At 74.5% G+C, this 19461-nt stretch carries 15 protein-coding genes; 9 read left to right on the top strand and 6 right to left on the bottom strand.

Going from position 1 to position 19461, the window contains the following annotated elements; all coding sequences use genetic code 11:
• Positions 1-145 precede the first annotated feature (145 nt).
• On the top strand, positions 146-655 hold the full coding sequence (locus JEK78_RS20530) for a hypothetical protein (protein WP_242483155.1): 510 nt from the start codon (positions 146-148) through the stop codon (positions 653-655).
• Positions 656-704: 49 nt separating this feature from the next.
• Here JEK78_RS20530 and JEK78_RS20525 read toward each other — a convergent pair whose 3' ends face one another.
• Genes JEK78_RS20525 through JEK78_RS20515 form a run of 3 tightly spaced genes read right to left on the bottom strand, consistent with a single transcriptional unit; the run spans position 705 to position 7896 of the window.
• Positions 705-5345, bottom strand: a complete 4641-nt coding sequence (locus tag JEK78_RS20525; RefSeq protein WP_200261643.1) for a hypothetical protein — start codon at positions 5343-5345, stop codon at positions 705-707.
• 60 nt (positions 5346-5405) lie between these two features.
• A complete protein-coding gene (locus tag JEK78_RS20520; RefSeq protein ID WP_200261642.1) occupies positions 5406-6281 on the bottom strand; it encodes a hypothetical protein in 876 nt (291 codons plus the stop codon).
• 58 nt (positions 6282-6339) lie between these two features.
• The gene (locus JEK78_RS20515) at positions 6340-7896 is read right to left on the bottom strand and encodes a hypothetical protein (protein ID WP_242483154.1); all 1557 of its coding nucleotides are present in this window, start codon (positions 7894-7896) and stop codon (positions 6340-6342) included.
• Positions 7897-8108: 212 nt separating this feature from the next.
• Between JEK78_RS20515 and JEK78_RS20510 the strand changes: the two genes are divergently transcribed.
• The 3 genes from JEK78_RS20510 to JEK78_RS20500 are packed head-to-tail and all read left to right on the top strand — an operon-like array spanning position 8109 to position 10392.
• On the top strand, positions 8109-8864 hold the full coding sequence (locus tag JEK78_RS20510) for a 5-oxoprolinase subunit PxpA (RefSeq protein WP_200261640.1): 756 nt from the start codon (positions 8109-8111) through the stop codon (positions 8862-8864).
• On the top strand, positions 8861-9496 hold the full coding sequence (locus JEK78_RS20505; RefSeq protein WP_200261639.1) for an allophanate hydrolase subunit 1: 636 nt from the start codon (positions 8861-8863) through the stop codon (positions 9494-9496). Before JEK78_RS20510 ends, JEK78_RS20505 begins: the two co-directional genes overlap by 4 nt.
• Positions 9493-10392 carry a biotin-dependent carboxyltransferase family protein gene (locus JEK78_RS20500; RefSeq protein WP_200261638.1) on the top strand — a complete coding sequence of 300 codons (900 nt, stop codon included), beginning with the start codon at positions 9493-9495 and terminating at the stop codon, positions 10390-10392. Before JEK78_RS20505 ends, JEK78_RS20500 begins: the two co-directional genes overlap by 4 nt.
• A 92-nt stretch (positions 10393-10484) precedes the next feature.
• On the opposite strand, the gene JEK78_RS20495 is transcribed toward JEK78_RS20500, so the two are convergent.
• Together JEK78_RS20495 and JEK78_RS20490 are read right to left on the bottom strand one after the other, a co-directional pair.
• A complete protein-coding gene (locus tag JEK78_RS20495) occupies positions 10485-11909 on the bottom strand; it encodes a HEAT repeat domain-containing protein (RefSeq protein WP_200261637.1) in 1425 nt (474 codons plus the stop codon).
• Positions 11910-12223: 314 nt separating this feature from the next.
• Positions 12224-12616: an ankyrin repeat domain-containing protein gene (locus tag JEK78_RS20490; RefSeq protein WP_200261636.1), complete on the bottom strand. Its 393-nt coding sequence runs from the start codon at positions 12614-12616 to the stop codon at positions 12224-12226.
• A gap of 301 nt (positions 12617-12917) precedes the next feature.
• On the opposite strand from JEK78_RS20490, the gene JEK78_RS20485 reads away from it, so the two are divergent.
• Together JEK78_RS20485 and JEK78_RS20480 are read left to right on the top strand one after the other, a co-directional pair.
• The gene (locus tag JEK78_RS20485) at positions 12918-13112 is read left to right on the top strand and encodes a hypothetical protein (protein WP_200261635.1); all 195 of its coding nucleotides are present in this window, start codon (positions 12918-12920) and stop codon (positions 13110-13112) included.
• Between the two features lie 40 nt (positions 13113-13152).
• Entirely contained in the window at positions 13153-14883 is a 1731-nt protein-coding gene (locus JEK78_RS20480; RefSeq protein WP_242483153.1) for an ABC transporter ATP-binding protein, read from the top strand.
• An 84-nt stretch (positions 14884-14967) separates the two neighbouring features.
• Here the strand turns inward: JEK78_RS20480 and JEK78_RS20475 are convergent, their stop codons facing one another.
• On the bottom strand, positions 14968-16467 hold the full coding sequence (locus JEK78_RS20475; protein WP_200261634.1) for a PLP-dependent aminotransferase family protein: 1500 nt from the start codon (positions 16465-16467) through the stop codon (positions 14968-14970).
• A gap of 99 nt (positions 16468-16566) precedes the next feature.
• On the opposite strand from JEK78_RS20475, the gene JEK78_RS20470 reads away from it, so the two are divergent.
• The 3 genes from JEK78_RS20470 to JEK78_RS20460 are packed head-to-tail and all read left to right on the top strand — an operon-like array spanning position 16567 to position 19409.
• Positions 16567-17250 (top strand): hypothetical protein, encoded by a 684-nt coding sequence (locus tag JEK78_RS20470; RefSeq protein ID WP_200261633.1) that lies wholly within the window; start codon positions 16567-16569, stop codon positions 17248-17250.
• A complete protein-coding gene (locus tag JEK78_RS20465; RefSeq protein ID WP_200261632.1) occupies positions 17247-18014 on the top strand; it encodes a glycerophosphodiester phosphodiesterase in 768 nt (255 codons plus the stop codon). The genes JEK78_RS20470 and JEK78_RS20465 overlap by 4 nt, the downstream gene beginning before the upstream one ends.
• A gap of 48 nt (positions 18015-18062) precedes the next feature.
• Entirely contained in the window at positions 18063-19409 is a 1347-nt protein-coding gene (locus JEK78_RS20460) for an MFS transporter (RefSeq protein WP_200261631.1), read from the top strand.
• The last annotated feature ends 52 nt before the right edge of the window (positions 19410-19461 follow it).

Here is a 19461-nt window from a genome sequence, read left to right as displayed (position 1 = left end):
GGGAATCCGCGGGGAGTACCCGGCGTCCTTCGGGGGCGGGAGCGCGCCGGATCGCGGGGTGGTGACTTCCGCGCGGAGGGCGTACGACGGGACGGACGACCTCGCGCGAAACGGTGGTCCGAACGAGGCGGAGGAGCCGCCGGCGGTGGGGAGTGACGTGGATGTGGACGCGGTGGAGCGGCCCGGTGCGCGCCGGGTGAGCGGGGCGCACCCGCCGGAGGGCCGCGAGGTTCCTGGGCGCGGTCGGCTCGCGGCCGAGCGGGGAGGAGCGGTCGACCGGCTCCTGTGGACGGAGGAGTCGGCGCGGGCACCGCGGGTTCCCGACTCGGTGCGCGACGCCGCCGTCCGGGCCCTGCTCGTGGTCGCCGTGAGTCTGGTCCAGGCGATGGTGGCGGTGTTCTGCGCCCTGGCCGGGTCGTGGCTGGCCTTCCCCGCCGTGATCCTCGGTGTGGTGGGCACCGTGGTGGCGACGTGGGCCGTCCTGGACGTGTGGGTGACCCGTCAGGTCTGGAAGCAACGCCACGGTGTGGTGTCGGCGCCGAGCAGCACCGCCCGTCCACCGCGCGGGGGGCGGCGTGGAGCGGGGCCGGGTGCCCGCGAAGGGGTCCGGGGCGGCGCTCGCGGCGGCGGGGCCGAGCGGCTGTCGCGCCGGTGAGCGATCGCCCTCGGGCACCGGGCCGCCCGGGCGTCGGGCCTGGGCGGGATCAGCCGGGCCGCTTGAACACGCGGGTCGCCGTGATCTCGCCGTGCGTCGTGCGGCCGTCGCCGTCGGCCTGGCTCGGCAGGCCCGGTCGCAAGTGCTCCTCCACCTGAATGTACTTGAGTCCCGCACGCAGGTCGGCGTCGTTGCGCAGCCTGATGACCAGGGGGAACTCGGCCAGCGCCGTCGTGTCGAAGAGGCCGGTGGTGTAGAGGAGTTGGACGCCCAGGGCGTCGGCGACGGCCCGTTGGAGCTCCAACAGGTAGGTGGCGTTGGCCCGGCCGATCGGGTTGTCCAGGAAGAGCGTGCCGGCGTGGCGGTGTCGGTCGCGTCCCCGATCGTTGCTGCGCAGCGCGGCCATCGTGCAGTAGAGGGCGATGGCCGCGGTGAGCAGTTGGCCGCCGGAGAAGACGTCGCCCATCTGTCCCACCGGGACGCGCTCGGCGCGCAACACGGCGTCCGGTTTGAGGATCTCGACGGCGACGCCCTTGGGGCGCAGGGCGGCGGCGACACCGCGCAGCAACAGGGACATGCCGTCACGCCGTAGGTCCGAGTTGGCGCGCACGGCCGCACGTGTCGCGTCGTCCACGACCTCTTCCAGCCGCTCGGTGAGCGTGGCCTGGTCGGGCTCCTCGAAGCGGACACGGAGGAACTCCTGTCCGGACCACTCACCGAGGCCCTCCGGCAGGCGGGACAGTCGTTGCGCGGAGCGCAGCGTGGCCAGGGCGGACTCGACGAGCCCCCTGAGTCGGTCCACGATCGATTCGCGGTTGCGGTCCAGTTGCGCCAACTCGTCCGTGAGCACCCGCAGGCGCGGGGCGAAGGCGTCGGCCCAGGGCTGGGCGTGGTCGGGGAGCGTGGCGGCCGGCAGCTCGCGGATCTGCTGCCTGGCCGGCGTGCGGACCTGCTCGTATCGACTGGAGTTGGCATGCCGGACGAGGACGTCGCAGGCGTCACGCAGCGCGGAGTCGGCCGCGGACAGGTCGGCGGCGCACCCCCGCAACGCCCTGCGGGCCTCCGCCGCGGCGCGGCGCGCCTCCTCGATGCCGTCGGGGTAGGGCTCGGGGGCCGGTCGCTCGTCGTGGTCGGGGTGATCACGCAGTAGGTCACGGAGCATGGCGGCGATCTCCTCGAAGCCGCCGGCGGCGTCCTCGGCGGCGCGGTGGGCGTCACCCAGCGCGACGTGCGCCTCGTGAGCCTCGGCCGACTCGGCTTCCCGCGAGGCGAGTTCCGCCGTGGCGCCCCGCAGCAGGGTCCGCGCGTGGTCCGCGTCGCGCGGGACGAGCCCCTGGGGCAGTTCGGTGTGGGCGTCGCCGCCGGAGGGTGCCAGCCGTTCGGCGTCGCCGCGCAGCCTGCCGAGTCGCTCGCTGGCGCCGGACATCCTGGCCTCCAGCAGGTGCACCAGCTCCTCGGCGCGGGCCGCCGCGGCCTGTCGAGAGGGTCCGTCGGACCCCTCCGGGGACTCCAGCAGCCGCTCCGCCCGGGTACGGACCTTGGTGGAGAGGCGATCCGATTCCGCCCGGGCCGCCGTCTCGTCGCTCTCCGCGCGAGCCTGCTCGGCTCGGAGGTCGGCTCCGACACCCACCTTCTCGTACAGGTGGGAAGCGGCGCGGTACGCCTCGCGCAACGCGGGCAGCGCGCCGGCGGGCCTCGGCGTGTCGCCCTCGGGCACGTCGTCGGGCGCTCCGGCGATCTCGGCGCGCTCCGCCCGCAACGCGCGGGCGGTGCGGCGGGCATCGTCGGCGGCGCGCTGGGCGGCGCGGCGGTCCTCGTCCGCGGCGCGTGCCCGTTCCAGACAGGACCGGGCACGGCGCTCCGCCTCGGTGGCCTCCTCTGCCGCCTCACGCGCCCGCGTCCGCCACGCCTCCCGTTCGCGAAGTCGGTGGGCGAGGCCGGCGAGGGCGTCCGCGGCCCTGCGGGCCCGCTGGGCGGCCTCCTGCCGCTCGTCCCGTGTCCGGGAGGTCTCCCGGGCGATCTCCTCCGCCTCGGCCCGTTCCGAGCGGGCGTGGGCCAGGGCCGCCTCGCTCTCGGCGGCGCTCCGACGGGCCCGCTCCGCCGACTCGGCCAGTTCGGCCAGCCGGCCCGGCGGGCATGCGGTGCGCCAGGAGGCGAGGCGGGCGGCGAGACGACGATCGACGGAGAGCCGGGCGGCCAGGGCGCGGATCTCCTCGTCCCGCCGGGCCGTCCGGGCCCGCAGCTCCCGCCTCTCCTGATCGGCGGCGAGTTCGTCGTGCATGGCTGGGTTCGGGGGCACGAGGAACACCCCCGTGTCGGGATCGTCCGAGGATGCCGGCGGCGCCAGGAGCGCCTCGGCGGTCCCGACGGCTACGGCGCTGCGGGGCAGCAGCGCGGCTTCGTCGAGTGCCCGCCGCGCCCTGGCGTGGGCCGCCGGGTCGGTGATGATCACGCCGTCGACGAGATGGGCACGGGTCGTCAGAACCCTGGCGTGGTCGGCGGGGTCGACGGCCTGCGCCAGGTAGCGCCAGCCCGGGAGCGCCGGGATGCCCTGCTCTCCGAGGAACTCGACGGTGGCCAGAACGTCGGGGCCGGGAGGGAGCAGCCCTCCATCGCCGAGCGCGCCGAGGATTCGGGAGTCGTCGACCGCGGCGGTGCGCAGCTCGAACAGCTGCCGTTCGGACGCGGAGACGGCCTCCTCCAGAACGTCGCGGACGGTGTCTGCGCAGCGGTCCAGCTCTTCGGGGGTGAGGGCAGCCCCCGACGACGCGAGGCCCGACTCCTCCGACGAGGAACCCACCGCGTCGGGCCGGCGCGGTTGCGGGATCTCGGTCCGCGACGCGTCGTGGCCGGGACCGACCAACTCGACCAGGCGTTCCTCCGCGGCCAGCGTGGCCGCCGTGTCGCGCTCGTCCTCGTGCGCGCGGACGGCGGAGCGGGCCGCGTCGGCGGCGCGGGCGGCCGCCAGCTCGGCCCGGGTCTCCGCGCCCGCCGCCTCGCGGGCCCGCCCGGCCGCGGCCTCGGCGGCCTCGCGAGCGGTGTCCCAGGCCGCCCGGGCGGCGCGCTCGGCGTCGCTCGCGGCGAGGGCGGCCCGCGCCGGGTCGGCGTCCGGCGCGCTGTCGTCGAGCCAGCCGGCGCGGACCGCCTCGGCGGTCTCCCGCTCCACCTCCGCCAGCCGTTGGCCCAGGTGCCCGATCTCGCTTCGGGCGCGCTCGGCCTCGGTGGCGGCGGTGGTGGCGGCCCGGTGGGCGGCGTCGGCGGCCTCCTGGAGCGCGGCGGACCGGTGCTCCTCGGTGTCCGCCTGGGACTCGGCGTCGACGGCGGCGGCGTGCAGGGAGCGGACGAGCGCGACGGCGGCGCTGGTGCGCGCCGCGAGAGCGGGCGCGGCGTCCCGCTCGGCCTCGCGGATCGCGGCGGCGACCCGGGCGACCCGGTCGGCGGAGGCGCGGTGGCGCAGGACCGACTCCGCGGCCTGCCACGCCGCGTGGAGGGTGCGGGCGTCGGCGAGCTCGCGCTTCTGCGCGGCGGCGGCGCGTTCGGCGGCGGCCAACGCGAGGGAGGCGTGCCGATAGGCGAGTTCGTCGACCGTGCGGGCGGCCTGCTCACGGGCCGTCTCGGCGTCGGTGACGGCTGTCGCGGCGGTGGACAGTCGATCGGCGAGGTCCGCGGCCCTGCCGCGCTCGGTCGCCCCGCGCAGGGAGAGCCGACGTGCCAGTGTGCCGGTGCGGCGCTCGGCCGCGGTGTGCACCTCCCTGGCCCGAGAGCGGGTCGCGGTGCCCTCGACGACGCGGTGGAGCAGGTCCGCCGCGCCGGCCGTGAAGTCCCGTTCGGCGATCAACTCGGCCCGTCTGCCCAGCTTGCCGCCGAAGCCGCTGACCAGGTCCGCCAGTCCGTCGGTGTCGCGGGTGTCGGTGACGGCACGGAGCAGCAGGTCGGTGAAGTCGGAGTCCTTCTTCACCGCGAAGAGGCCGGCGGCCTCTCCCTCGTCGGCGTTCATCTCTCGCTGGTAGCGGAAGAGTTCCGGGTCGAGGCCGAGGTCGCCGAGGTGCTCGGTCCATCGTTCGTGGACCTCCTCGAAGTGCACGTCGAGGTGGGGGTAGGTCTTTCCGGCCTCGGTCAGGGCGTCCCGGAAGCCCTTCATGGTGCGACGCCGTCCTCGGGCCCCGGAGGCACCCTGCGAGGCCGCGCTCGCGGCGGTGGCCTCCGCGACGGGGAGGCCGTCCAGCGTCATGCCGGGGCCGGGGCGGAAGGAGTACCAGGTCTCGGCGAACTTCCTCGGATCCTGCGAGACCTGACGTCCACGCCACTCGCTGACCTTGCCCACGACGACACAGGCGCCGGTCCGCACGTGCTGCCATTCCAGGGCGACGTGGCCGCAGTCGTCGGCGAGCAGGAACTTGCGCAGGACGCCGGAGCTGGCCCCGCCCAGGGTGTTGCGGTGGCCGGGCAGCATCACCGAGAAGATCAGTTTGAGCAGGACGGATTTACCGCCGCCGTTCTCCAGGAAGAGGACTCCGGCGGGGGCGGGACGCCGAGGGGGGCCGAGGGGCTCCTCCTCGAAGAACTCCGCCTGGGTGGGAGCGGGTTCGGGCACGGATTCGCCCACGCCGCGCAGATCGAGCACGGTATCGGCGTAGCGCGCGCCCGCGGGGCCGATGGAGTAGAGGCGGACCCGGGACAGCTCGTACATGGTGGGGGCTCTCGTCGGTTTCCGGGGAGGCGTGGATGGGGGCGTCGGTCGGGGACGTGTTCACAGGGAGTGGAAGGGCAGCGCGGCGCCCGGGGCGAGGGCGTGGTCCCCGTCCTCCGGGGCCGGCAGCAGGGTAGCCTTGCCGTCCGCGACCGGGACGACGCCCAGACTCAGCAGCTCGGACAGGGCGGCGGAGCCGGCCATGTCACGCACTTGGAGTTGGTAACGGGGTGTCGTTCGGTAGGTGCCACCGTGGTCGTCTCCGGCGCGCTGGAGGAACCCGGACTCGGTGAGGAAGGTGACGGCCTTGCCGATGATCCCGGTGGTGGAGCCGGGCAGGCGGCGGGCGTCCTTGGTGGCGCCGGTCGCACCGCGTCTGGACCAGACCCGCCAGGCGGCCTCCAACCCCGGGGCGTCACTGGCGGGGTCGGTGTTCTCGCCCCGTTCGGCGGCCCGTTCCTCCAGGCGGCGGCATGCCTGGCGGACGAAGGCGTCGACGCCGGTGACGGTGACACGTCCGACGTAGCCGTCGTCGGCGAGGTCCTCGGGGCGAGGAAAGGCCATGGCGGCCGCGGCGAGATGAGCCAGTCCGTGCAGGAACCGGTCGGCGGAGTCCGACCCGGCTCTGCGCGCGTAGTCGCCCATGCGGACGGCGAAGACCGAGTCCTCAGCGGCGGTCACCACCATGCCGGCGCGGGCGGACACCTCCAGCACGACCAGACCCAGTCCGGCCGCGACCGCGTCGGCGAGCCGGGCGAAGGGCGGGTCCTCGCGGTGGCGACGGAGCAGCGTGGCGTACTCCTGGTCGCGGGCGGGGTGCAGCCTGGGTTGCAGGCCGCAGGCGACGAGCCGGGCCGCGTCGGCGGCGTCGGCGGGTGTGACGGCCGGGGCGGGTGTACCGCGCTCGGGCTCGCTCGGGTCGAGGTGCTCGGTCACTTGGGTCGTTCCTCGGTGCGCGGTGACGTACGGGCGCGGGAGGCGCGCAGGGGGTCGGTCACGCCGCCTCCCGGCGGTCGTCCGGTGTCGTCTCGGTCAGGATCGCGGTGCCGACGAGGAGGTCGGCGCCGCCGAACTCGGGGTCGTCCAGTTCGGTGCCGTCGTCCACGGCGAACAGCAATTCGCCATCGCCCTGCCGGTGGGCGGTGCCGATGGGAGGGCTGGCCGCGTGGACGGCCAGCAGGACGACCAGGTAGGGCAGTTCGGCGTCTCGGGCACGTGCTTCGGCCAGCAGCCCGGACAGCCGCCTGGGGGCGTCGGGCGGCAGATGGAGCAGTTCCCGGGCCATGGCGAGTTGCCGCTCGTCGAACCGGCTGTCGTCGGGCGTGGCGACGAGGTCGGCCTCGGGCATCTCGGCGCCGAGGTGCTCGCGTTCCAGCGGCGGCGAGAGCAACAGGTCGACGAGGTCGGCGACGCGCACGGACGCGGGGGGTCTCGCTCCGGTTCCGCGGGCGAAGAAGGCGTCGGTGACACGACGGGCCCGCTCCACGGGCAACGGGAGGATCGGGGTGAGCAGGTGTCCGTGGAGATCGATCCCCGCCGTGGTGGAGGGGGCGGCGAAGGACTGCCGGTCCTGCTCGGCGCGGAAGAGCGGACCCGCCTCCAACAACCTGGACTGCAGGTGGGTGTGGCGCCGGATGCAGTCCTTGACGATGTCGACGAGTTCGGCGGCGCGGCGCTTGTGTTCGGGGTCCTCCGACTCGTCGCGGGCCTTGCGGATGTTGGTCAGGATGGCGTTCTCGTGGCGGTAGCGGTCGGCGACGTGGTCCAGCGCCTCGGCGATCATGTCCGGGACGGTGGCGAGCCAGTCCACCGCGCGCACGTCGCGGCGGGTGGCGTCGAGCGTCCTGCGCAGCGTCTCGGAGTACTGCACGGTGCGGTACCGGGCCTGTTCCGCGGCGAGTTGGGCATCGGCCAGCCTCCCTCGGTTGATCAGCACCTCCAGCTTCACCTCGGCGGCGATCTGCGCGCTGGTGACGTCGGTGTCCAGGGCCCCGACCAGGACGTTGACGGCCTCGTCGGTGGTCCGCAGGTAGACCGTGCCGCCCGGTCCCGGGACCTCCTCGACGAGCTTGAAGTCGTAGTCCCGCCGCGTGTAGTCGCCGTCGGGGCCGAAGGTGCCGTACACGGCGCGGAAGCCGCGGTCGACGCTTCCCACGTTGATCAGGTTCTCCAGGACCCAGCGGGCCACCCGTTCGTGTTCGACACCGGGTCGGTGGGGTGCCTGGGCGGCGACGCGGGGGACGAGGCGGGCCACGACCCTGTCGTGGTCGGCACCGGTGTCGAAGTCCATGTGCAGGGTGACGAGGTCGATCGCCGCGAGAGCGACCTCCGCCATGCCGTAGACCGCGTACTCGCCCGCCAGGTTGACCTTGCGGACGTCCAGGTCGTGCAGGGGCGCCGTGCAGGCGAGGGCGCGCAACCTGCGCGCCAGCCCCTCGTCGGCCGCCGGCCCGGTGGCGGGGCGAGCCCCGGCGGGGGGCGACTGCGGGGCGCCGTGCGGCGGTGCTGGCGAGATCACGGTGCACAGAGTAGGTCCTCCGTCGGAGAACATCCCAACCAGCGCTTCCGCGACGGGCGAGGCGGCCGGACGGCACCCGCGGCGGAGCGGCACGACGCGTCCGAGGGCCCCGCGGGGCGTCGCGGTCGAAGGGCCCGTCGCCGAGGGCGGGACCGGGCCCGACCGTCGGCCTCGGCGCCGTCGCGAGGCCCACACCGGCGGCGGCCCGCTCGTCCGCGGGGCGCCCGCGAGGAGATAATGCGAGCATGGACCCGATCGACCTGAACGCCGACCTCGGCGAGGGATTCGGCCGCTGGCACCTCACCGACGACGTGGCGTTGCTGTCAGTGGTCACCAGCGCCAACGTCGCCTGCGGCTTCCACGCCGGGGACGCGGCCACCATGCGGCGGGTCTGCGAACTGGCGGCCGAGCGCGGCGTGCGGATCGGGGCTCAGGTCTCCTACCGCGACCTCGCCGGCTTCGGCCGACGGGCGATGGACGTGCCGGCCGCGGAGTTGGCGGCGGAGGTGGCCTACCAGATCGGGGCACTGGAGATCTTCGCCCGTGCCGCCGGGACCGCGGTGGCGTACGTCAAACCCCACGGCGCGCTCTACCATCGGGTGGCCCACGACGAGGACCAGGCCGGCGCGGTCGTGGAGGGCGTGCTCCTCGCCGGCGGCCTCCCGGTGTTGGGGCTGCCCGACTCGGCCCTGCTGGGCCTCGCGGCGAGCGCCGGCCTGTCGACCGTCGCCGAGGCCTTCGCCGACCGCGCCTACACCGAGCGGGGGGCGCTGGTGCCCCGCGGGACCGACGGCGCCGTGGTCGTCGACCCGGACGAGGTGGTCGAACGGTCGGTGGGCCTGGCGTCCCACGGCAGGATCACATCGCACACAGGGGCCCGGATCCGGGTCAGGGCGCGGTCGCTGTGCCTGCACGGCGACACGCCCGGCGCCGTGGAACTGGCGCACCGGATCCGGGCTGGGCTGGAGGCGGAGGGGATCCGGGTGGAGCCCTTCACGTGAGGGTGCTGACGGTGGGCGAGGAGGCGTTGCTCGTGGAGCTCTCCACGAGCGAGGAGGCGCGGGCTCTGCACGCCGCGCTGGTCCTCCGCCGGGAGGCGGGTTCGCTCACCGTGCGGGAGATCGTGCCGGCGGCCCGGACGGTTCTCCTCGACGGCTTGGTCGACCCGGTGCGCGTGGCCGCCGAGTTGGCCTCCGCCCCGGTGCCACCGGCACGACCGCCCGCGTCGGAGGAGGTCGTCCTGCCGGTGCGCTACACCGGAGCCGACCTGCGGCGCGTCGCGGACCTCTGGGGCGTTGGCGTGGAGGAGGTGGCACGCATCCACGCGGCGACCGAGTTCCACGTCGCGTTCTGCGGCTTCGCGCCCGGCTTCGGCTATCTGACCGGCCTGCCGGAGCGCTACCACGTGCCGCGTCTGTCCACACCGCGTCGGATCGTGCCGGCGGGTTCCGTGGGGTTGGCGGGGCCCTACACGGGCGTGTATCCGGGGTCGTCTCCGGGCGGCTGGCGGTTGATCGGCGTGACGGACGCGGTGCTGTGGGATCCCTCGCGGTCCCCGGCGGCCCTGCTGGCGCCCGGGACCCGGGTACGTTTCGCACCGGTGGGGCACCCCGGAGAGGAACGGGCGTCGTGAGCGAACTCGTGGTCGTCAGGGCGGGGCTCCTGACGACCGTCCAGGACCGGGGTCGTCCGGGCCACGCACACCTCGGAGTGCCACGTTCCGGTGTCCTCGACCCACCGGCCGCGAGTCTGGCCAACCGGCTGGTCGGCAACGCCGTGGACGCGGCCGTGTTGGAGACCACCCTCGACGGCTGTTCCCTGCGCCCCACCACCCCCGTCACCGTCGCGGTGGGCGGAGCGCCGTGCCCGGTCGGCGTGGACGGCCGACCCGCGGCGTGGGGGGCCGCCGTCCGGGTGCCGGCGGGCGCGGTGCTGGAGATCGGCGAGGCGGTCCGCGGGGTCCGCAGCTACCTGGCGGTGGCCGGCGGCGTGGCCGTGGCGCCGGTGCTCGGCAGCCGGTCCACCGATCTGCTGTCCGGCCTGGGCCCGCCACCGTTGGTCGAGGGGACGGTGCTGCCCGTCGGAAGCCCGGGGCCGCCTCCCGCTCCGGCGGACGCGGCCCCGTACCCGGCACCGCCGGTGGAGTTGGTGTTGCGGGTGACACCGGGCCCGCGAGAGGACTGGTTCACCGCCGAGGCCGTCCGCGTCCTCGTCTCACGCCCCTACCGGGTGGCCTCTTCCGGCAACCGGATCGGGTTGCGTCTGACGGGCCCCGTTCTGGAGCGCTCCGCACCAGGTGAGCTGCCCAGCGAGGGGATGGTGCTGGGCGCGGTCCAAGTGCCGCCCGACGGCTGTCCGGTGGTGTTCCTGGCCGACCACCCCACCACGGGCGGCTACCCCGTGATCGGAGTGGTCCGCGGCAGCGACCTCCCCGCCGCCGCGCAAGCGGCCCCCGGCACGCCCGTGCGCTTCGTCGGGGTCGGCGGGCCGCCCCGCCGGCCGTCGCGCGGACGGGGGAACGGCCGGTGAGCCGGGCCACCCGGTGAGCCCGGGAGGCCCGGCGCGCGGCCGACGCCGACCTCGCGTCCGCGCTCCCGTGCCGGCCCCCGGTGGTTCGTGGTTCATTGCGTCACCCGACGGGCGTCCGGCGGGATCCGGCTCCTCACGACGGTCTGCACCTCGGCTTCCTCGGCCGGGTCCGCCGCGAGTCGGCGCAGGCGCTCGACGACGCGGGCGTCGCCGGTGCCGGCATGGCGGGCGGCGACCTCCCGGGTGGACTCCTCGCAGTCCCACAGGCACTCCACGGCGAAGCCCGCGGCGAAGGACGGGTCGGTGACGGCGAGCGCGCGCGCCGCCCTGCCCCTCAGGTGGGAGGAGGTCGTCTCGCGGTAGACGTGGCGGAGCACCGGGGCCGCGCAGGCGATGCCGAGCCGACCGGTGCCATCGACGAGCGTCCACAGGGTCGGGGCGTCGGGACCCTCCCCCCGCACGGCCTCGCGCAGCGCGGCCAGCACCGCTTCCCGATCGACGGCGCCGCCTCGGCAGGCGAGGACCCGGCAGGCGGCGGCTCCCAACGCGTCGGGGCGAGGGGCCCAGCACCGGGCGCGGTCCACCGCGACGTCGCCGCCCATCCGTTCGAAAGCGTCCAGGGCGGCCCGCCGGACGGCATCCGAACCACCGGAGTAGGCGTCCTCGATCAGGTCGAGCGCCTCCCCGTCCCCGCGCCCCGCGAGGTAGCGCAGCGCGGTGCAGCGGGCTCCCTCGCCGCCGGTACGGGCCGCCTCGACGATCACGGAACGGTCGTCGGGGCCGGCGACGGCGGACAGGCAGCGGGCGGCGGGGACATGTCGGGGGACGCCGCGGTCCGCCCCCTCCTGGGCCCAGGCGAGCACGGCTCCCACGCTCCAGGCGGGTCGCGGTCCGGCCGGGGCCAGCTGCCGTCCCCAGGTGTCGAAGGAACCGGCCTCCTGGGCGGCACGCACGCGAGCGGCGGTCGCCGGGAGGGGGTCCTCGGCCCAGAGTCGCCAGGGGCGGGGCTCGAAGGCGTCGCGCACGGCAGCGGCCAGCTCGGCGTCTCCACCGGGGTCGCGGGGGAAGCGGGCCAGCACCGGAGCGGCGAGCGCGCGCAGTCCCGCGTCGTCGTCCCGGAGCGCCAACTCGTCCAGCGCCCAAGCCCAGTTGCTGCCGTCGGCGGCGTACCGGCGGAGCATCTCCAGGGCGTCGCGCCTGCCGTAGGAGGCCAGGTGACCGAGCACGGCCAACGCGAGACCGGTTCGGGACTCGTCCGTGTCGAGGGTGTCCTCGGCGGAGAAGAGATGAGCCTCGATCGCGTCGAGTTCGCCGTCGAGGTCGAGGAAGAGCCGGGCGTAGTACAGGGAGCGGTTCTCCAGCTGCCAGTCGTGGCGGGGGTCGCGCAGGACGCAGTGGTTGAGCGCCGCGAGCGCATCCGGACGGGGGGCGGTGAGCGCGTGCAGCGTGCCGTCGCCACGCCCACGCTGGAGAAGGCCCAGCAGGGTGCCGCTGGGCGCTATGACCGGATCGAACATGGGAAACAGCCTCACATCAAGCGTCGACGCAACCGGGGGGTGGAGCTTCCTGGCCGCGCGAGTTCACGTCGGAGCGCCCGCCGTCTGCTGCTTGTAGAAGACCATCTTCCTCTGCCTTTCGTCGGTGGCCCCCGTGAGCCGTGACACGGCCCACGTGGTGCGGCAACACCTGCCCAGCCGTCGTGTCCGTGAACCACGTCGCCATGATGACCCGGCGGTCCCGGCCGCCGCGACCGAAATTCACCCCCCCCGGGGCGCGCTCGCCTTCCCCGCCGCGGCGCCGACCCGCCCTCCCCGGTCGCGGAGGGCGGGGCTCAGCCCCGCTCGAAGAGCTCCACGAGTTCGGACCGGCCGAACATCCGAGCGGTGTCGAGGGCGGAGGGGGTGCCGGCGTCGGGGTCGGCGCCGCCGGCGAGAAGCACTCGGATAACCTCGGCCTCGCCCTTGAAGACGGCTCCGGCCAGGGGGGTCTGACCTCGGTCGTTGGCTCGGTCGGGCTCGGCACCACGCGCCAGGAGCGCCCGCACGGCCTCGGCGTGGCCGTGGTAGGCGGCGAGCATGAGGAGGGAGTCCCCGCGGTCGTTGGCGAGGCCGACGGGGACACCGGCGTCGACGTACGCGACCAGGGCGTCGGCGCGCCCACGCCTGGCCAGGTCGAAGATCTTGGTCGCCAGCTCGACGACCTCGGGGTCGGGGGCTTCGCTCATCTCCGGACCGCCTCTCGCGGGAACTGGGAACGTGGGGCTGGGGTGCGGGGACCTCGGGGGGCGGGGCCGTCCGAGTGAAACGCCAGCGTACTGGCTCTCGCGACTCCGGAACGCCCGGCCGGGGTCCGGACCGCGGCCGGGCGGAGCACGCCGGCTCGCGCGACGCCTCGTGGGCCGGGCGGTCGCGACCTCGACCGATCGCGAGGGGGCGTTTCGGGTCCAGTTGCACCTTTTATCACATGGACACATTCTGTGAGCCGAGAAGCACCCATGGTGAACGTCGGCACTCAGGAGAACTCACATGATCCTCCCGATCTCAAGCGTGGTCCTGCTCGGCATCGTGCTCTTCATCCTCTGCCGCAAGGACGGCCTGAAGGCCTCGCACGCCCTGGTGGCGATGCTGTTCGGCTTCTACCTGGCCAGCACCGCCATCGCGCCGAGCATCCGAGCGGGCGGCGAGAGCCTCGCGAGCCTCCTCGGCGGGATCAAGTTCTGACCGCCTTCCCTCACCCGTACGGACTCACCAGGAGGCAGCATTGACCCGGCGCCCCCTCCCCCGCGTTCTCGGCGACGGCGCGGCCCGACTCGCCAGGAGCCGGGAGCCGGCCCGGACGGCGGTCGACGGCCTCGTCGAGGCCCTGCGTCCGCTGGTCACGATCGTCCGCGGGCTGCGCCTGCTGACGGCCGCGGCCCGACGCAAATGGACGGAGACGCCGAGGGACCGTCGCGGACCGCTGCTGTTCCTGGTGGCCTCGGTGATCCTGGTCGTGGCGCTGACTCCGTACGGTCCCCACCTGGCGGGCCTCGGCCTGATGGCGGCGGCGGCCCGTCGCGGACGGGACACGGCGCGGCCTGCCTCCCCGGAGGGCCCCGACACCGCCCGAGGCGCGCGGCTGGCGGCCCTCTACGAGGCGCTGGTGCCGTACTTCGCCCTCCCGGAGGATCCGGATCCGCTCTACCGCCACGGGGGAGACTGGCACAAGGCGTTCCCGGCGTACGAATTCGACGAATCCGGCCGCTTCTCTCATCTGGTCGTCCGCTACCCGGCGTATTTCACCGACGGGGAGGCCGCGGCCCGGCTCAGGATCGAGTACCTGCTGACGGCCAAGGCCGGGCGCGGGCGCGAGTACCACTACGTCTGGGACGAGGAGGCCAACCACCTCACGCTGACCGTGCTGCCGCCGCTTCCAGCGGACATCACCGCGCAGCACTTCGTCACCGCTCCGGGCGAGACGGTACTGGGCTTCACCGACCCCACACGGGTGCGTCGCACCCTGCCCCTGGGCCGGGGCGACGCCCGGCGAGACGTTCCGCCGGTGGTCTGGCGCACCGGCGCGCGCTCCACCGAGCCGCACCTGCTGGCCCTGGGACGCCCGGGCTCGGGCACCTCGACTCTGCTTCGCTTGATCGCGCTTCAGGCTCTGCGCGACGGAGGCGACCTGATCGTCGTCGACGGGGGCGGCACCGGCGAGTACGCCTGTCTACGAGGACGCGAAGGGGTGCTGGCCGTCGAGTGCGGACTGTCGGGGGCGCTCACGGTCCTGCGGTGGGCGGCCCAGGAGACGGAACGTCGCCTGCTCTCCCTCGACCGGGCCCGCCAGGAAGGTCGCCGGCCGCCCGAGGACACCGGGCGGCCCCTGTGGGTGCTGCTGGATCGACCTGGCACGTTCTCCCACCTCGCCGCCGCGGAAGGGCGCCGCGACCCCCAGTCGTTCCTGCAGGCGGCACTGCGGCACGGCAGGGCCGCCCGGGTCACGGTCGTCGTGGCCGACCAGTTGGACTGCGTCGACACCATCGAGGACGCGGTGTGGCGGCACACCCACGCCCGTGTGGTGCTCGGCCCCGCCACCGCTGACCAGCTCGCCGCCGTGCTCGGGGTCCCGCCCGGCACCACCTTGGTCGACGACGTCCCGCCGGGACGCGGCTACGCGCGCCTGGGCACACAAGCGGTGCTGCGACTCCAGGTGCCGGCCACTCCCGACCCGTACGACGAGGCGACGGGCGACGCCGAACGTCAGGCGGTCCTGGCCCTGCTGCCGCCCTTCCCCGAGACGTCCACCGGCGACGAGCGTCGCTCCGGCGAGGCGGACACGGAGGCGACGGCGGTCCTCGGCCCGGCCTCGCCGACCTTCGCGCCGCTCGTCGGGGAATCCCACCGGCCCGAGCGCGGCGAGGACACCCGCGCCGGAGGACCGACCGCCCCGCCTGCCGAGGGCGGGCACGCGCGCCCGGAGCCCGAACCCTCGGGTGCCCTGAGCAAGCACTAGCCCCGCCTCACCAGGCGGCGCGACCGAACCGCGCCCTCCCCGGGAACGCGGAACCCGGCCGGCGCTCGGGCGGGCGTGCCGCGCTCAGGCGACGAAGGGGCGCGGGGCCTCCGCTCCGCCGGCGCCGCCCCTCTCCACCAGGCGCGCCGCCGCCGCGAGACGCACCGCGGCCTCCTCGGCCACGGCGCCGGACACGGTGAACGGCAGCCGAAGGTACCCCTCGAAGGCGCCGTCGACGCCGAACCTCGGCCCCGAGGGGACGCGCACCCCCACGCGTTCTCCCGCCTCGGCGAGGCGGGAGCCGGAGAGCCCACCGCCGCGGACCCAGAGGGTCAGCCCGCCGTCCGGCACCTCGAACTCCCAGCTGGGCAGCTCCCGTCGCACCGCCGCGACCAGCGCGTCCCGGTTCTCCCTGGCCTGCGCTCGTCGCAGGGCCACCGCGCGCTCCCAGCCGCCCGTGCGGAACAGCCAGTCGACGCCGAGTTGCTCCACCACGGGCGTGCCCAGGTCGGCGTAGGCCCGTGCGGCGACCAGACTGCGGATCACGTCCGGGGCGGCCCGCACCCATCCGATCCGCATCCCGGCCCAGAACGCCTTGCTGGCGGATCCCACCGTGACGACCGTGGACCCCGCCGGGTCGAAGGCGCAGACCGGCCGGGGCAGGCGGGCCCCCTCGTCGAGCCACAACTCGCTCATGGTCTCGTCGGCCACCAGTACGGTTCCCGCCGACCGCGCGGCGTCCACCAGCGCGCGTCGCCGGTCCTCGTCGGCCAGCGCTCCGGTGGGGTTGTGGAAGTCCGCCACCACGTAGGCCAGGCGCGGCGCGGCCTCCCGCAGCACCTGGCGCCACCGGTCCATGTCCCATCCGGACAGGCCCTCGCCCATCGCCACCGGCACGAGCCGCGCGCCCGCCTCGCGCATCAACTGGAGGATGTTGGCGTAGGACGGGGACTCCACGGCCACGCGTTCCCCCCGAGGGGCGAACAGATGACAGATCGCGTCGATGGCCCCCATGGCCCCCGTGGTGACCATGATCTGCTCGGGCATGGTCGGAATGCCCCGGGCCGAGTAACGATCCGCGATCGTGGCCCGCAGGGCGGGAAGACCGGCCGGGTAGTCGCCGTGGGTATGGGCGTAGGGCGGCAGTTCCTCCAACGCTCCCCGCACGGCTCGCGTCAGCCACGGCTCCGGGGCCGGGAGCGCCGCGCAGCCGAGGTCGATCATCGAGCCGAGCGCCTCGGGCGGCAGGGGTTCGAGCCCGCGGGCGGGCAAGGGGTTCCCGGCCGGCACCGCCGTCCAGCTGCCGGCGCCACGACGGGACTCCAGGAACCCCTCGGAGCGCAGCGCCTCGTACGCGGCGGCGACCGTGGTGCGACTCACGCGCAGGGCGAGGGCCAGTTCGCGCTCGGCGGGCAGGCGAGCCGCGACGGGGACCCTGCCCTCCAGCACCAGCAGTCTGATGCCGTCGGCGAGCGACCGGTAGGCCGGCGGGCGGCGTGTGCCGGGTCCTGCCGGGCGCTCCCGCTGCGAACCGAGCAGACGGGCCACCTGCGCGGCCCCCACAACAGAGGTCCACTGAGGCATGAAGATCAGTCCACCTTCCCGTGATTGGCCATGGCTGGTGCGTGCCTTCACGCCACACAGTGTCACGCATCAGTCCACTGGCACCACAGGAGGGCACACGTGTCCCAGGAGTCCCGCCCCCGCCGCGACCGTCCCGTCGACGGCCACCTGACTCGTCGACTGGCCCAGCTGTACGGCGGGCTCGCGCTGTACGGGTCGAGCTCGGCCCTGCTGGTCCGCTCGGGTCTCGGGTTGGAGCCCTGGAACGTGCTGCACGAGGGCCTCGCCGACCTGACCGGGCTGTCGATGGGGCTGGTCATCACCGTCGCCGGCGCGTTCGTGCTGTTGTCGTGGATTCCTCTGCGCCAGCGTCCGGGCCTCGGCACGGTCTCCAACGTCCTGGTGATCGGGGCGACCATGGACGCGACCCTGGCCCTCGTCCCCGAGGCGGGATCGCTCGCCGTCAGGGTGCCGCTGATGGCGAGTGGCATCGTGCTGAACGGCGCGGCCACCGGGCTGTACATCGCGGCACGCTTCGGCCCGGGACCGCGCGACGGGCTCATGACGGGGCTCCACGTGCGGACGGGACACTCGGTGCGCCTGGTGCGGACGGTCATCGAGGCGACGGTGACGGCCTCCGGGTTCGCCCTCGGCGGCACGGTCGGTGCCGGGACCCTGCTGTACGCGGTGTCCATCGGGCCGCTGGCGCAGCTCTTCCTGCGGGTCTTCGCCCTGCCCGCCGCATCCGGACCCGATCCGGGGGTTGCCACCGCGCGGTCGCGTCGGGCGATACTCCGAGGGTGAGCCCCCCTTCCCCGCACCCCTTCCTGGATCGACCCACCCCCCTCGCGTTCGCCCACCGGGGCGGGGACGCGGACGGCATGGAGAACACCGCGCGGCAGTTCAGGCGGGCGGTCGACGCCGGGTACCACTACATCGAGACCGACGTGCACACGACCCGGGACGGCAGGGTCGTGGCCTTCCACGACTCGACCCTGGACCGGGTGACCGACGGGACCGGCAGGATCGCCGAGCTGCCCTGGGCAGAGGTGCGACGAGCCCGGGTGGGCGGCGTGGAGCCGGTGCCGCTCTTCGAGGAGCTGCTCCGGGACTTCCCCGAGGTGCGGTGGAACGTCGACGTCAAGACCGAGGCCGCGCTCGCGCCCCTGTTGGACCTGGTGGGACGGGCGGAGGCCTGGGACCGGATCTGCGTGGGGGCGTTCTCCGAGGCTCGGGTGGCCCGGGCCCAGCGGCTGGCCGGGCCGAGGCTGGCCACCTCCTACGGCGTGCGGGGCGTGTTCGGGCTGCGGCTGCGCTCGTGGGGAATCCCCACCGGCCCGCGCCGCCGGGCCGTGGCGGCCCAGGTCCCCGAGAGCAGGTCCGGTCTCCGGGTGGTGGACGAACGCTTCGTGCGCGCCGCGCACGCCCACGGCACCCAGGTGCACGTGTGGACGGTGAACGATCCCCGGCGGATGCACCGGCTCCTGGACCTGGGAGTGGATGGCATCATGACCGATCACATCGACACGTTGCGCAAGGTCATGGAGGACCGCGGCGTCTGGGGCTGACCCGGGGCCGGGCCCGGACGTCGCGCGTTCACGGAAGCGAGGGCACGGGTGGGAATCGACACCGTGCGTCAGGACGCGAGCGGCCGGTCCGCCGAACGACGACGCGAGCAGCGGGCCTGGTACTGGTACGACTGGGCGTGCTCGGTTTACTCGACCAGCGTGGTCACCGTGTTCCTCGGCCCCTATCTGACGGCGGTGGCCAGGGCGGCGGCGGACGCCGACGGCTTCGTGCACCCGCTCGGCATACCGGTACGGGCCGGGTCCTTCTTCGCCTACGCGATATCCCTGTCGGTGATCGTGGCGGTGCTCCTGATGCCCCTGGTGGGGGCGGCGGCCGACCGGTCGGGCCACAAGAAGCGCCTGCTCGGCGTCGCCGCGTACACCGGGGCAGCCGCCACCTGCGGGATGTTCTTCCTGGACGGCGACCGCTATCTGCTGGGCGGCTTCCTGCTCATCGTGGCGAACGCCGCGCAGTCCGTGGCGATGATGCTCTACAACTCCTACCTCCCGCAGATCGCCGATCCCGAGGAACGCGACACGGTCTCCTCGCGCGGCTGGGCCTTCGGCTACGCCGCCGGCTCGCTCGTGCTCGTCGCCAACCTGATCCTCTACAGCGCCCACGAGTCGTTCGGACTGTCCGAGAGCGCCGCGGTCCGCGTCTGTCTGGCCTCCGCGGGACTGTGGTGGGGGGCGTTCGCGCTGATCCCTCTGCGTCGGCTGCGGGACCGGCGCGCCCCCGCCCGCGAAGCGGCGCTCCCCGGCTGGCGGCAGCTCGCCGCCACCGTGCGGGACATGCGCCGACACCCCCTGACGCTGGCCTTCCTCCTGGCCTACCTGGTCTACAACGACGGGATCCAGACGGTGATCTCCCAGGCATCGGTGTACGGCTCGGAGGAACTCGGCCTCGGCCAGTCCACGCTGATCGCGGCCGTTCTCCTGGTACAGGTCCTGGCGGTGGCGGGCGCCCTCCTTATGGGGAGGCTGGCGAGGACACACGGCGCCAAGCGCACGATCCTGGGGTCGCTGGTCGCCTGGACGCTCACCCTGGGCGCCGGCTACTTCCTGCCGGCCGGGGCGCCGATGTGGTTCTTCGTCCTCGCCGCCGGCATCGGGTTGGTGCTCGGCGGCAGCCAGGCGCTGTCCCGCTCGCTCTTCTCCCACCTCGTCCCGCCCGGGAAGGAAGCCGAGTACTTCTCCGCCTACGAACTGAGCGACCGGGGCATGAGCTGGTTGGGGCCCCTGCTGTTCGGTCTGACCTACCAGCTCACGGGAAGCTACCGGGACGCGATCCTCTCGCTGGTGGCGTTCTTCGTGCTCGGGTTCGCTCTCTTGGCGCGGGTCCCGGTGCGGCGCGCCATCCACGACGCGGGCAATCCGGTGCCGGAAAGGATTTAGCACTCGGCGCGAAAGCGCTGTAGTGTACGCGTTCGGCCTGCCAGGCGGACCG

Source organism: Streptomyces sp. HSG2 (assembly GCF_016598575.1).
Lineage (GTDB): Bacteria > Actinomycetota > Actinomycetes > Streptomycetales > Streptomycetaceae > Streptomyces.
This window is presented reverse-complemented; position numbering and strand designations above follow the sequence as displayed.